Raw genomic sequence first — 13,827 nt, 5'->3', positions numbered from 1 at the left:
CCGAACGATGGTCAGCGGGAGACCGCCGGCCGTTCGGCCGGCGGCCACGCCGCGTGGGCAGGGCCGCCGGCCGCGGTCCCACCCACGCGGTGCTGTCCCGGGTGACCTACCCGGGAGTGACGTCAGCGCAGACCGAAGGCCCGGGTGATCGTCTGCGAGACGGAGTTGCCCGCGCTGTCCCGGGCACTGGCCCGGAGGGTGACGAAGTCGGCGGACCGCGGCGCGCGCAGGTTCGTCCGCCATCCGTCGTCGCACCGGCTCAGGCCGGTCCGCTGCCAGGTCGCACCGTCGTCGTAGGACACCTCGACGGTCGGCCTCCCGATGACGGCGGTGGTGCCCGGCAGGTGCGAGGCGGTCACCGTCAGGCCCGCGTGCCGGTCGGCACGGCCGGACTCGTCGGTGTCCACGCCGTAGTCGAGCTGGATGAGCGGCAGGGACACCGCGGCATCGGGGCCGGTGACCGCGGAGGTGAAGTCCCACTCGGTCAGCGTGTGCGTCGAGTACGGGCCGGCCCAGGTGCCGCGGTCGTTGTCGAGGACCAGCCGGTAGGGCAGGCGCTCGGCGCTGAGGCCGGGAACCTGCAGGTATTCTGCGTTGCCCCAGTCGAGCTGCTGGTCGCCCTGGTAGAGCGCCATCCAGTCCTTGACGTCGAAGTTCGCGTTGGCCTCGCCGACGTGGCCGGACCCCGAGTCACCCCAGCCGGGCGCGGTCATGTACATCGTGTCGAGGTAGCGGACCGGCTGGTAGTTGATCGGCCCCATGCGGGGCCGCTGGATCGGGCCGAACCAGCTGACCTTGCCGGTCTTGTGTGCCGGGTAGTTCAGCGGGGCGATCGAGTGCTGCCCGGTCTCGCCCTGGATGAAGGCGTCGTCGAGCCACGTGGTGCCGGCGGTGACCCAGTCGGTGCGCTTGCCCCGGGCGGGAGCGGTGAGCTGGTTGCCGACGGCCCAGCCGCGCCAGACGTCCGGACGGAACTCCATCGCCTTGCCCTGCCGGTAGTTCCGGAAGGAGACGTTCACCCGGCCGAGGTCCTTGGACTCCTCACGCCAGGTCGGGTCCGCCGGAACGGCGCCCGTCCAATGGTGCACGACGTCGTAGACATAGTCGGTCGTGGGGTGCGAGGTGACCTTCAGCGAGACCGCGCCGTTGCGGAGTCGGCCGAGCAGGTCGGCGCCCTGGTCGGCGTCGAGCGTCGCCACCGTCACCGGGGCCGGGCTCTCCGGACTCCAGGGGTTCTCGTCCCAGGGCTGCAGGCGGCCTACGCCGTCGTTGACGACCAGCAGCAGCCGGGCGCCGGCGGCCGCGGCGGCCGCCGCCTGGGCCTTGATCCCTTCCGTGCCGGCGCCGCGCACCACGACCGCCTTGCCGCGCACGTTCTGCCGCGCGAGCTCCTCGACCGTGCCGTAACCGGCGAAGACGGCCGCCAGGTTGCGGGTACCGGCGGGCAGCGGCGTGGCCGCGCGCTTGACCAGCGGGTCGTCGAACGTCGTCGACTTCGTGCTCACGGTCAGCGCGGGCTGCTCGAGGCGGAAACGGGCGCCGGCCTCGAACTCGCCGTCGGTGACCTTCTTGCCGGTCGGGAGCGCCCAGATGCTGTCGTACGACGGGTCCGGCAGCATCGACGTCTCCACCAGACTGTCGGAGAAGGACCGGTGGGCGTCCAGGCGCGGTGCGACGGCGGTGGCCTGCTGCGGCACGCGCGCCAGGATCCGGCGTGCCTTGCGGCCGTCCAGGGTGACGGTACGGTCCTGGTCCAGCTTCACGTCGTTGAAGGCGAGCAGCACCATCCCGCGCGAGTGCGGGCCTTCGGCGCCCTGCACGTCACCGGTGAGCCAGCCGCTGTAGCTGCCGACGGGCAGTCGTACCGTGCCGGTGCCGGACGCGTCGAGGTCCATCACCGTGAAGAGGTGCTCGGCGCTCAGGACGACCCGGCCCTCCATCGGCCTGCCCGAACGGTCCTTGGCGACCACGGTCAGATTCTGCCGCCGGCCTTCGCGGGCCGCACCGATCAGAGTCCGGGCGCGGACCGCTCCGCTGCCGTCGGTACCAGTGATCATGGCGCTGACCGACTGGTCGCCGCCCAGCTTGTCCAGATCCGCCGTCAGGGTGACCGTGGCGGTGCCGTGGGCGGGCACGGTGACATCGTCGGAGGAGAGGCTGAACAACCCTGCCGGGACGGTGCCGTCGACCGCCAGCTTGAGGTCGGCCGGTGCGTCGCCGACGTTGGTGTACGTCACCGTCCGGAGGTCGGTCTGCCCCGGCTTCGGCGGCCACGTGTGGAAGCCGGAGTAGGCGCTCGTGGTGGCGAAGACCGTGGCGTGCACCGCCGCCGGCGCGTCGAGCCGGCCGGCGCCCGCCTGGTACGGGGTGTACGCCGGGGTCGCCTTGGCACTGCTGACCAGTGCCTCCTTGAGCTGGGTGCCCGTCCAGCCGGGGTGCGCGGAAGCGAGGAGCGCGGCGGCACCGGCGACGTGCGGCGTCGCCATCGACGTACCGCTCATCGTGGTGTAGTAGCCGGAGCCGCGCTTGTAGTGCGAGCGCGCCGCGACGATGTCGACGCCGGGCGCGGTGATCTCCGGCTTCAGCCCGGCGTCGCCGTCACGCGGGCCCTGGCTGGAGAAGCCGGCGAGCGTGTCGGTGGAGTCGACGGCGCCGACGGTCAGCGCGGAGTCCGCGGCACCGGGGCTGCTGATGGAGTGCGGGCCCCCGTTGCCCGCCGCGATCACGAACAACGCGCCCGTGTCCCGGCTGAGTTCGTCGACGGCCTGGCTCATCGGGTCGGTCTTGTCACCGCCGCCGCCCAGACTCATGCTGATGATCCTGGCCTTCTGGTCGCGGGCGGCCCATTCCATGCCCGCGATGATCCAGGATTCCTGGCCGCTGCCCTCGGAGTTGAGCACCTTGCCGACGGCCAGCCGGGCGCCGGAGGCGACACCCCGCTCCTTGCCGTCGGAGGCACTGCCCGTGCCGACGATGGTCGAGGCGACGTGCGTGCCGTGGCCGTTGTAGTCGGCGATGTCGTCCTCGCCGGGTACGAAGCTGGCGCTGTCGGACACCTGCCCGACCAGGTCCGGGTGTTCGGTGTCCGCGCCGCTGTCGAGCATCGCGACCTTCACGCCCTGGCCGGTGTCACCCTCCGCCCAGACCTTGTCCGCGCCGATCTGGGCGGTGGAGTCGGCCAGGTCGGCCTTGACCTTGCCGTCGAGCCAGACCTTGGCGACGCCGCCCGCGAAGGACGGCTTCGCGGACCGGGCCGCCGCGCCGGAACCCCCGGTGAGCGAGGACCAGAACTCCGGTGCCTGCTCGTGGTTCTGCGCGAGGGCCGCGCCCTGGATGCTGTCCAGGCGGCGGACGTCGGTCGAGCCGGCCATCTTCGTCCGGGTGCGGGCCTCGGCGGCAGCTCCGGTGTAGCGCACGATCAGCGGCAGCCGGGAGCTGCGGGCGTCGTCGTAGCCATCGGCGATCAGCCGCGTCACGTTGAAGAGCTGCTTGTCGAGCTTGCCGGCGCTCACGTACGGCAGGGCGGCGTCGGGGTAGACGTAGGTGGCGCCGTCCACGACAGCGCGGTGGAAGCCGGTGGTGGCTCCGCTCGCGGCCTGGAAGGAGCGCACGACGGTGCCGTCGGCGGCGGTCCCGATGGTGACCTTGTCACCCGTGATCAGGGTGACGGTGTGCGTGCCGGCACCGCCGGGGGTTCGGTGTCCGGCGTCGTTGTGCGACACCTCACCGGTGGAGTGCACGGACACAGCGGCGGTCGCCGGTATGACGCCGAGTGTGAGCGCGGCCGCCACGGCGAGGGCGATCGGCCCGGGCCGGGGGATGGGAACCTTGGGCAAGGAAGACTCCTGATTCGCGGCGAAGAGCGAAAGATCACTGGATCCTCCGGGCCTCCACCGCCGTCGTTCAAGGGGTCGCACCTGTCGCTGTAGTGCCATGGCACGGTTACGCCAAGAGCAGACGGGGTCGTCGGTCACCGTGCGTCTGGGGGCGGCGGCGGACCGCCCCGTTCGACGTGTCGAGGGACGGAGCAACGGGCCCGTGGGGCACCCCGGTCGGCGACTCGGCGCGTGTCCCCCGCCGGGGCGGACGTCAGGTGCGGCGGCCCCGCGCTCTCACGTCATCGATGCGCCTGGGACCGGATGCACCCTCGCCTCGCTCATCGCGGCCCCCTGGCTGGAGCATGCGGACGAGGAACTGCCCGTCCCGCACCTCGCGTTGATGCGAATGAAGGTCGAGCGTCTGCGGGGCGACCGGGACCTGGAACCCGTCCGGCCATGGTCCTCGCAGGACCGGCGAGAGCGCCGAACCCATACGCCCAGGCCCCGAACGACACCGATCGGGGAGTGGCTCGTTCGGTTCGTCCACGGGCCGCCAACTTGGTCACCTTGCCCCCATTGTGCGTTATGGGGCTTGGCGTAAAGGTGACTTGACGCCTGGTGGACAGGGCAAATTGCTGACCTCGGCACTCGACGGCACCACGCTGTCCTCCCATGAGAGACATGAACAACAGGTGGAGCCGCGGGATCCGCCCTCCCCGTCCCCGGCATACGGCGGTGGCCGCCGCCCTCGTGGCCCTTGTGGCCGGTCTGACCGCCGTCCCCGGCTCCGCTCAGGAGCTCGGCCCGTACCCAGGGCGAACGGAAGCCACCGCGCAGACCGCAGCGGCCCGGTCGCCGATCACCTCCCGGCACCAGCTCACCCTGATCACCGGCGACCGCGTCACGCTGGAGACGGACGCCTCGGGCAGGCAGAGCGTGTCGGTCGAGCCCGCCCCGGGCCGCGAACGCGTCGCGTTCATCAAGCGCCAGGCCGGCCGCGACTGGACGGTCATACCCGCCGACACGCTCCCGCTGCTCGCGACGGGCCGCCTCGACAAGGCGCTGTTCAACGTCTCCGCCCTGGTCCGGGGCAAGTACGCGCAGCGGTCGAGCCTGCCGCTGATCGTCGAGTACACCGGGGACGCGGGCACCGCCCGGCGACAGCTGACCGCCGCCGGAGCCGACACCGTCCGCCCCATCGGCGGGACCCCCTTCGCGACCCTCGGCGAACACCGCGCGGACGCCGCCGGGTTCTGGAAGGGCATCGCCCCCGGCCGGGCGGACGCCAGGTCCTTCGGGGCGGGTGTGCGCCGGATCTGGCTGGACGGCCACTCCAGGATCCAGCTCGACAGCACGGTGCCGCGCATCGGCGCCCCGCACGCCTGGGCGAAGGGCTACACCGGCACCGGCGTCAAGGTCGCCGTACTCGACACCGGTTACGACCCCGGCCACCCGGACCTCAAGGGCCTCGTCACCGAGTCCGCGAACTTCACCACCGAGCCCGACACCGACGACCTGAACGGTCACGGCACCCATGTGACCTCCACGGTGGCCGGCTCCGGCGCGGCCTCCGACGGCACGTACAAGGGTGTGGCACCCGGTGTGCAGATCCTGTCGGGCAAGGTGTGCACCGCGGACGGCAACTGCGACAACTCGAACATCGTCGAGGGACTGGCCTGGGCCGCCCAGCACGGCGCCAAGGTGATCAACCTCAGTCTGGGCGACACGGACACACCGGAGACCGACGCCCTGGAGGCCATGGTCGACACCGTGACCCGTGACTACGGCACGCTGGTCGTGGCCGCGGCCGGCAACAGCGGTCCCGGCAAGGTCTCCTCGCCCGCCTCCGACGACCGGGCGCTGGCCGTCGGCGCGGCCGAGGAGGACGACGACGTCGCCGTCTTCAGCTCGGTCGGCCCACGGGTGGGCGACTCCGGCCTCAAGCCGGACATCATCGCCCCCGGCGTCAACGTCGTCGCCGCGCGGGCGGGCGGCACCACCGCCGACGACGGCTATGTCGCCATGAGCGGCACGTCCATGGCCACACCCCATGTGACCGGAGCCGCCGCCATCCTGTTCCAGCAGCACCCCGACTGGACGGCGGAGCAGGTCAAGCGCCGGCTGATGCAGTCGGCGACCGGCGCCAAGGAGCACGGCGCCTACCTCCAGGGCGCCGGACGCGTCGACGTCGCCCGGGCGGTCGACCAGGACGTCACCGCCGACACCACCGCACTGGACTTCGGTCGGATCCGCTGGACGGACGGCACGCGTCCCCCGGTGACCAGGACCATCACCTACCGCAACCCGGGCGCCGAACCGGTCACCCTGCAGCTGAAGGACAACCCGAGCAGCGGGAAGAAGGACGTGCCCGCTCCCGCCGGCCTGTTCCGGCTCAGCGCCGACACGGTCACCGTGCCCGCGCACGGAACGGCGGCCGTCACCCTCACCGCGACCCCGGAAGCCACCACCGCCTACGCCGCCTACAGCGGTGCGGTGACCGCGAGCACCGCGGACCACCAGGTGTCGGTGCGCGTCCCGTTCGGCATCGACGTCGAGCAGCCGTCCTACGACCTGCGCATCGGCATGAAGAGCCGCACGGGCGCCGCCCCCGACAACGCCTACCTGCTGGTCAACTCGGCCGACGGCAAGGAGTACGAGGTCGAGGCGCTCGGCAGGAGCAGCACGGTGGTGCGACTGCCGAAGGACACTTACTCGGTGAGCGGCTTCTACTTCGACGCCTCCTTCACCGAGGGCATCATCGTGGGCGTACCGAAGGTCGTGATGAGCGCCGACCGGCAGGTGACCATCGACGCCCGGAAGGCCAAGCCCGTCACGGTGTCGGCACCGAGCCGCTCCGCGCGCATCATGTCGGCCGAGATCGGCACGATCAGCATGGCCGACCAGCTGCTCTCGGTCACCATGTACAACGCGATCGGCACCGACCACATCGACGGCGTGTACGCGGTGCCGACGGCCCGAGACGAGGACTCGAAGTTCACCTACCTCGTCACCAGCGTCTGGGGCGACCCGGCCGGCGCGGACGGCAACCCCGCCTCGGTCTACTACCTCACGCGACCGGTGCACGGCTCCATCCCGGCGGACCCCGCCTACAACCCCCGCACGTCGGAGCTGGCCAGGGTGAACACCACGTTCGCCGCCACCACGCCGGGCACCACGGCCATGCGCCTCGTGTGGACGTACGTCGGCGACGTGCGCTTCAGCGGACGGGCGATGGAGGGTATTCCGGTCCCGGCCCGGCGCGTCGACTACTTCTCGGCGGCCGATGGCCTGCGCTGGCAGACGGCCTTCGACCAGAACAGCTTCCTCGACCCGGACGCGCACGGGCAGAGCTACCTCAGCGACCTGCACGGCTACAAGGCCGGCTCCCAGGTCGAGGAGCGCTGGAACGGCGGGATCCAGGCCGTGGGCCTCTCGTCCCAGATGGCCGCCTTCCGAGAGGGCGACACGATGTACCGGCCCTTCCAGTCGGCCGCGAACGGCAACCTCGACCTGGTGGCCGACACCACCTCCGGCCTGCCCGAGGTAAAGCTGTGGCGCAACGGCGAGCTGGTCTCCCAGGACTGGAGCATGAGCGACGTCCCGGCCGACACCACCCCCGCCGACTACCGTCTGACGGTCGAGAACGACCGTGACATGGCCCCCAGCTCCGTCTCCACGAATGTGCGGGCGGAATGGCGGTTCCGGTCGCAGACCACGACGACCCGGCAGGCGCTGCCGCTGTACGCGGTCCGTATGTCGCCGAAGCTGGACGAGTGGAACCGGGCCGAGGCCGGCCGCACGCTCGACATCCCGGTCCTGATCCAGCGGACGACCGGCGCCCCGGCGTCGCCCATCCGCGTCTTCACCACCGAGGTCTCCTTCGACGAGGGGAAGACCTGGCAGTCGGTGCGGGTCAAGGGCTCCGGCATGGAGCGCACCGTGACCGTGGAGCATCCGCGCCGCACCGCGGGCGGCTCGGTCAGCCTGCGCGTCCACGTCGAGGACGCGGCGGGCAACTCCTTCAAGGAGACCGTCATCAAGGGCTACCTGCTCAGTTAGCCGCCTTCGCGGAGCAGCCACGTCCTTGAGCCACCGCCTCCGCGAGGAGCACGGCTCGGCCGCAGTGGCCGGACGAACAGGACAGGGCCCACCGGACACGTCCGGTGGGCCCTGTCCGTGCGCGTTGGGGCGTCCGCCGTGCTCAGAGCCAGTCGCGGCGGGCCGCGTGCCAGCCCAGCTGCATACGGGTCGCGACGCCCGCCAGGCTCATCAGGCCCTGGATGCGCCGCTGGACGGTGCGCTTGCTGATCCGTAGCTGTCCGGCTATCGCGTCGTCCGTCATGCCGGCGACCATCAGGGAGAGCAGGTGCCGGTCCTCCCCGACCGGCGAGGCGGCATCCGCGGTGCCCGCGCCGCCGATCTGGCCCTCCTCGGTCACCCGGAGCGGGGCACCGATCTCCCAGTGGTGTTCGAACAGGGCGATGAGCGCGTCCAGCAGACTGCTCTCCCGCACCACCGCGGCCCGCAGTTCCCGGGGGTTGCTGGACGTGGCCGAGGTGGCCAGCGGCAGGATGGCCACCGAGCGGTCGGCGATCGCCATCCGCAGCGGCAGCAGAGGCACCGCCCGGGACACCTCGCCGGCGCACACACCCTTGACGACGTAGTCCACGGCGTCGGGGTCGTCGAAGTACGCCTGCTCGTACAGGGCCCTGTAGAGCACGCCCCGGTCCAGGGCGTCGAATTCTTCCTGATTGCTCTCCGGGGACATGGCCACGTACTGGGCCTTCACGAACCACATCATCTCGCGGTCGGCGCCGTGCTGGAGCTGGCGCAGATGCTGGCGCAGTGCCGCCGCGCCGGTGATGATCTCGACGGTCTCGCCCGTGCTCCGGGCCCATGCGCTGCGGCGGTGTGTCTCCGCCAGTTCGTAGACGGCGGCCCGGGTCTGTTCCAAGGCGTCGAAGTGGCGTTGGAGCCGGGGCATGAGGGCCACCTGCGGAGGCACGGCCGTGAACCAATCGGGATTGTCCTCGACCGCCGACGCCAGACCCTTGTGCTCCAGCGCGCGCAGCAGGAGCAGCGCGGTCACGACGTCGAGGTCCGAGCGGCCGGAGATGTCCTCGGCGGACGCCGTCCCGGTGGCGACCAGCAGGCGGTACACCTCGCTCTCGTCGGCCGTCAGGCCCACCGTCTCCAGCATGCCGCTACCTTTCTCACCGTCAGGACCGTCTTCGCCGGGGTTCCCGTGCGGATGACGGTTGCCGTGGGGACAACGCCGTCGGCCCGGCGCATGATTCCACCACCCCCGCGACCGGACACCACGACGGTTGTCGTCGGTGGTGCATGGCCCTGCTGCCGCTGATGGTCGCCGAGCCCATCGTCCGGCGCAGGTACCACTGGCCGCGGGTCTCGCCCTTGATCGGCCGGCGCTCGAGGACCTGCACGCCTTTGAGGAAGTGCCCGCATGCCCAGGTCGTCTGCGTTTCCGGGCCCGTTTCCGCAGAGTTTCCCGTGCGTGATGCGCGTCACGTACGGATCTTCGGCCAGGCAGTACGCTGAGGACATGCTTGCGCTCGTTCGACGCCGCCACGTGGACTACGTCCGCGTCACAAGCATGGGCTGTCGACGCTTCCTCTGAGCCGTCCGGCCTCTCTGCGCGGTCTCGCGCTTCTGTGTTTTCTGCGGTTCACAGCCGCCTGCGCTTCCTCTTCTCCGTCCACCCGGCACCCCTGCGCCAGCTCACCCATGGCGGGCGCGCGGGACCCCGTACACCCGCGGATGCACCATGACGAACGTGATCCGGACGACTGCGACGCCGTCGTACCGGCAATTGCCGATCATCGACCTCTCCGCCGCCGACCGAGGGCCGCAGGCCCGGGCGCTGTTGCACAGCCACTTGCGCAGTGCCGCCCATGACGTGGGCTTCTTCCAGCTCGTGGGGCATGGAGTGAGCGAGGAGGAGACCGAGGGGCTGCTCTCCGCCATGCGGCGGTTCTTCGCCCTGACGGAGGCCGAGCGGCTCGCGATCGACAATGTGAACTCGCCGCACTTCCGGGGGTACACGAGGACTGGCGACGAGCGCACCGGCGGGCGGCAGGACTGGCGCGATCAGCTCGACATCGGGGCCGAGCGGCCCGCGCGGGTGCCGAGGCCCGGCGAACCGGCGTACTGGTGGCTGGAGGGGCCCAATCAGTGGCCGGCCGGGCTTCCCGAGCTGCGGGTGGCCGCCCTGCGGTGGATGGAGCGGCTCAGTGGTGTCGCCGAGAAGCTGCTGCACGAACTGCTCGCCTCGATCGGGGCGCCCGCCGACTTCTACGACTCGGTCTTCGGGGAGCGGGCACATCCGCATCTGAAGCTGGTGCGGTATCCGGGGAATGCGGGGAACGGGGCCGAACAGGGGGTGGGAGCCCACAAGGACTACGGGTTCCTGACCTTGCTGCTTCAGGACCAGGTGGGTGGGCTTCAGGTGCAGCGGGAGGACGGGCTGTTCCACGACGTGCCGCCGCTGCCCGGTGCCTTCGTCGTGAATCTCGGGGAGTTGCTGGAGGTGGCCACCAACGGATATCTCGTCGCCACCAATCACCGGGTGGTGTCGCCGCCCAGTGCCGTCGAGCGGTTCTCCGTGCCGTTCTTCTACAACCCTCGGCTGGACGCGCGCGTGGAGCCGCTGCCCTTCCCGCACGCCTCCGCCGCCCCCGGCGTGACCGACGATCCGGCCAATCCCCTGTTCGCCGAGTACGGGTTCAACGAGCTGAAGGGCAAGCTGCGGGCGCATCCGCTCGTCGCGGAGCGGCATCACGCGGAGCTGCTCAGCCCCGCGTGATGGCGCTCGTCCTCACCTGGTGGGCGACGTCCTGAGCGAAACCCTGGTGGGCGATGTCCCCTTGACCTGCTGCTTGGGCTGAAGCCCGTGGATTCTGGCCTTCTCCACCGGATGCCGTACCGCTACGCGGTACGGCATCCGGTGGAGATTCCGTGGCTTCCTGCAACGCCCTCTCAGACTGCTGCTGCCAGCTCCACTGCCGACACCACGTCGGCCCGGGTCGGCGCGCCGGAGGCGCGGCGAACAACACGACCGGTGCGGTCCAGGACGAGTACGGTCGGTGTCCGCATGACGTCGAAGCGGCGGACCAGTTCGAGCCGTGTCTCGGCGTCGATCTCCACGTGGCGTACACCGGGAGTTCCGTCAGCCACACCGGCCAGCAGACGGCGGGTACCGGGGCAGGTGGCACAGAGGGCCGTCGAGAACTGCACCAGCGTCGCCCGCTCGCCGAGCGTCACGCCCAACTCGCCAGAGGACAGGCGCAGTACGTCGCCTTGGGCTGTGTCGCGCAGCCTGCCGTCGCGTCGGACCCGTACCAGCCCGAAGACGGTTGCGGCCACCAGGACGGCGACGGCCACGAGAAGCCCCGCCGGATCGCTCACGGCCGCCTCACCCATGTCCCAGTCGGGCGCGGCTACGGACCGTGAGCAGGTAGAGCTCGCAGCCGAGGCAGTAGCCGAAGGCGGCATTCAGGAAGGCCGCCGCGAGCGCCGCCGCACTCGCCGCGATGCCGAGCCAGATGGCGCCGGAGAGGTAACCGAGCACCCCGACGGCGGCAAAGATCAGGCCGACGGCCTGCGCGAACCGCGGCGGCCGGGCGTCCTCGAGCTCCTGCGGCGGCCCGAGACGAGGACGCACCAGGCGGCTGTAGAGCCAGCCGTACGGGGACCAGCGCAGCCCCAGGACCGCACCGAGGGCGAAGACGACGGCCTGCGCCGCGAGCAGGGTGCCGCTGCCGGTGGCCAGCACCAGGAGGAGGACGAGGCTGGTGAGTACGGCGGCGAAGCGTTGACCACGTGGGTCGACTCTGACGGGCGTTCCAGGCGTACGGTCGGGCATGACGAACTCCGGGATCTTTCGAATGGAGACGATGTGAATCGGCGCGTGGTCAGCGACACGCGGCGGACCACACCCGGCCGAAGTCGATGTGGGCCCTGATCACCAGGCACGTCCCGGAGTGCATGGCGGTATTGCAACAGCCACCACTGCTGCGGTCAATCAGTGCTCACCTGTCGGACACGAGCAGACGTCGACGACCCATTCGGGCCAACCCGGCCGTGACCGGTGGGTGACCGGTCACAGCCGGGCATCGACGTCATCCGAAGTAGTTGTCGAACGTCCGCTGGAACTCTCCGCCCGCGAAGCGGTCCCAGTTGATCGACCACGTCATCAGGCCGCGCAGGGCGGGCCAGGTGCCATGCGGCGTGTACGAGCCGCAGTTGGTCCTCTTCGTCAGGCAGTCCAGCGCCTTGGTGACCTCGGCCGGGGCGACGTAGCCGTTGCCCGCGTTGGTGGACGCCGGCATGCCGATCGCGATCTGGTCCGGGCGCAGCGCCGGGAAGACGTTGTTGGCGTTGCCGGCCACCGGGAAGCCCGAGAGCAGCATGTCGGTCATGGCGATGTGGAAGTCCGCGCCGCCCATGGAGTGGTACTGGTTGTCGAGGCCCATGACGGGTCCCGAGTTGTAGTCCTGGACGTGCAGCAGGGTCAGGTCGTCGCGCAGGGCGTAGATCACCGGAAGGTAGGCCCCGCACCGCGGGTCCTGGCCGCCCCACTGGCCCGTGCCGTAGAACTGGTAGCCCATCTGCACGAAGAAGGTCTCGGGCGCCATGCTCAGGACGAACTTGGAGCCGTACCTGGCCTTGAGGGTCTTGAGCGCCGAGATGAGGTTCACGACGGTCGGTGTCTTCGGGTTCTTGAAGTCCGTGTCGCCGGTGTTCAGCGACAGGGAGTGGCCCTCGAAGTCGACGTCCAGGCCGTCGAGACCGTACTCATCGATGATCTTCGAGACGGACGAGACGAAGGTGTCGCGGGCTGCCGTCGTGGTCAGCTGGACCTGTCCGTTCTGTCCGCCGATGGAGATGAGCACCTTCTTGCCGGCCGCCTGCTTGGCCTTGACGGCCGCCTTGAAGTCGGCGTCGCTCTCGACGTTCGGGCATTCGGTGACCGGGCAGCGGGTGAAGCGGATGTCGCCCGAGGTGGTGGACGTGGGCTCACCGAAGGCCAGGTCGATGACGTCCCAGCTGTCGGGGACGTCGGCCATGCGCGTGTAGCCGGCGCCGTTGGCGAAGCTCGCGTGGAGGTAGCCGACCAGAGCATGGGTGGGCAGGTCGGCGGATCCTCCGCCGCCCGACCCCGCGGTCGTCGTCGCCGTCACCGCCGTCGACTTCGCCGACTCGCCGGCGTTGTTCACGCCGGCGACCTGGAACGTGTACGCGGTGGCGGCGGTCAGGCCGGTCACGGTGGCCGAAGTGCCGTTCACCGTCTGGACCTTGACGCCGTCGCGGTAGACCGCGTAACTCGTCGCACCACTTGCCGCCGACCAGGACAGGGCGACGCTGGAGGAGGTGACGGCGCCCGCCTTCAGGCCGGTCGGCACGGCGGGCGGCTGGCCGGCCGAGGCGCCCGGGCCGAACACGGACACGTCGTCGGCGTAGTACGCGCCGGTGTTGTACCAGCCGTGGGTGTAGATCGTCACCTGGGTGGTGGACGCGCCGGTGCGGAACGTCGTCGTGAGCCGCTGCCAGTCGGAGGCGGCCTGGGTCCAGGTGGAGACGTCGGTGGTGCCGGTGCCGCTCGCGCCGAGGTAGACGTAGGACCCGCGGACGTAACCGGACAGTGTGTACTGGGAGTTCGGCTGTACGGTCACCGTCTGCGAGCACTGCGCGTAGTCATTGCCGGCCGGGGTCGCCTGCAGTGCCGAGGTGCCGGTGCGTACGGGGCTGGTGACCGGCTTGCCGGCCGTGCAGCTCCAGCCGTCGAGGCCCGCCTCGAAGCCACCGTTGCGGATGAGTTCGGCATCGGCGGCCTGCGCGGTCGACGTGAGCGCGGCGATACCGGACACGGCCAGTGCCGCAGTCGTCAGCAGGGCGAGGACAGGTCTGGGGCGGTCCACAAGTGCCTCCGGGTGGGGGGTGGTTGAACTGCGGAGCGCGCTTAATTTGGTCCAGACCAATTCGTTTGTCA

Annotated in this window: 7 protein-coding genes and 1 pseudogene; 2 read left to right on the top strand and 6 right to left on the bottom strand. The window is 70.7% G+C overall.

Annotated features, from left to right (window positions below; all coding sequences use genetic code 11):
* Window positions 1–122: 122 nt before the first annotated feature.
* On the bottom strand, window positions 123–3,836 hold the full coding sequence (locus ACZ60B_RS09480; protein WP_469385432.1) for a S8 family serine peptidase: 3,714 nt from the start codon (window positions 3,834–3,836) through the stop codon (window positions 123–125).
* Between the two features lie 654 nt (window positions 3,837–4,490).
* On the opposite strand from ACZ60B_RS09480, the gene ACZ60B_RS09475 reads away from it, so the two are divergent.
* A complete protein-coding gene (locus ACZ60B_RS09475) occupies window positions 4,491–7,877 on the top strand; it encodes a S8 family peptidase (RefSeq protein ID WP_469385431.1) in 3,387 nt (1,128 codons plus the stop codon).
* Between the two features lie 142 nt (window positions 7,878–8,019).
* On the opposite strand, the gene ACZ60B_RS09470 is transcribed toward ACZ60B_RS09475, so the two are convergent.
* Window positions 8,020–9,018, bottom strand: coding sequence for a helix-turn-helix domain-containing protein (locus ACZ60B_RS09470; RefSeq protein WP_469385430.1), 999 nt, complete (start codon window positions 9,016–9,018; stop codon window positions 8,020–8,022).
* 139 nt (window positions 9,019–9,157) lie between these two features.
* Window positions 9,158–9,286, bottom strand: a pseudogene (locus ACZ60B_RS09465) (acyl-CoA desaturase); the annotation flags it as partial.
* Between the two features lie 317 nt (window positions 9,287–9,603).
* Here ACZ60B_RS09465 and ACZ60B_RS09460 point away from each other — a divergent pair.
* Complete coding sequence (locus ACZ60B_RS09460) at window positions 9,604–10,641, top strand: isopenicillin N synthase family dioxygenase (RefSeq protein WP_469385429.1); 1,038 nt, start codon at window positions 9,604–9,606, stop codon at window positions 10,639–10,641.
* Between the two features lie 173 nt (window positions 10,642–10,814).
* Here ACZ60B_RS09460 and ACZ60B_RS09455 read toward each other — a convergent pair whose 3' ends face one another.
* From ACZ60B_RS09455 to ACZ60B_RS09445, 3 genes are all read right to left on the bottom strand, one after another.
* Complete coding sequence (locus ACZ60B_RS09455) at window positions 10,815–11,243, bottom strand: thioredoxin family protein (RefSeq protein ID WP_469385428.1); 429 nt, start codon at window positions 11,241–11,243, stop codon at window positions 10,815–10,817.
* Between the two features lie 7 nt (window positions 11,244–11,250).
* On the bottom strand, window positions 11,251–11,700 hold the full coding sequence (locus ACZ60B_RS09450) for a DUF4395 domain-containing protein (protein ID WP_469385427.1): 450 nt from the start codon (window positions 11,698–11,700) through the stop codon (window positions 11,251–11,253).
* Window positions 11,701–11,956: 256 nt separating this feature from the next.
* A complete protein-coding gene (locus ACZ60B_RS09445) occupies window positions 11,957–13,756 on the bottom strand; it encodes a chitinase (protein ID WP_469385426.1) in 1,800 nt (599 codons plus the stop codon).
* Window positions 13,757–13,827: the final 71 nt, after the last annotated feature.

Source organism: Streptomyces sp. NPDC104096 (assembly GCF_055584385.1).
The sequence above is the reverse complement of the archived record's forward strand: the minus strand, read 5'-3'. Positions and strand labels throughout refer to the sequence as shown.

Bases quoted from the DNA above. Each gene is read 5' to 3' on its own strand.
- ACZ60B_RS09460 (WP_469385429.1), top strand. From the start codon at position 9,604: ATGACGAACGTGATCCGGACGACTGCGACGCCGTCGTACCGGCAATTG.
- ACZ60B_RS09475 (WP_469385431.1), top strand. From the start codon at position 4,491: ATGAGAGACATGAACAACAGGTGGAGCCGCGGGATCCGCCCTCCCCGT.
- ACZ60B_RS09450 (WP_469385427.1), bottom strand. From the start codon at position 11,700: ATGCCCGACCGTACGCCTGGAACGCCCGTCAGAGTCGACCCACGTGGT.
- ACZ60B_RS09470 (WP_469385430.1), bottom strand. From the start codon at position 9,018: ATGCTGGAGACGGTGGGCCTGACGGCCGACGAGAGCGAGGTGTACCGC.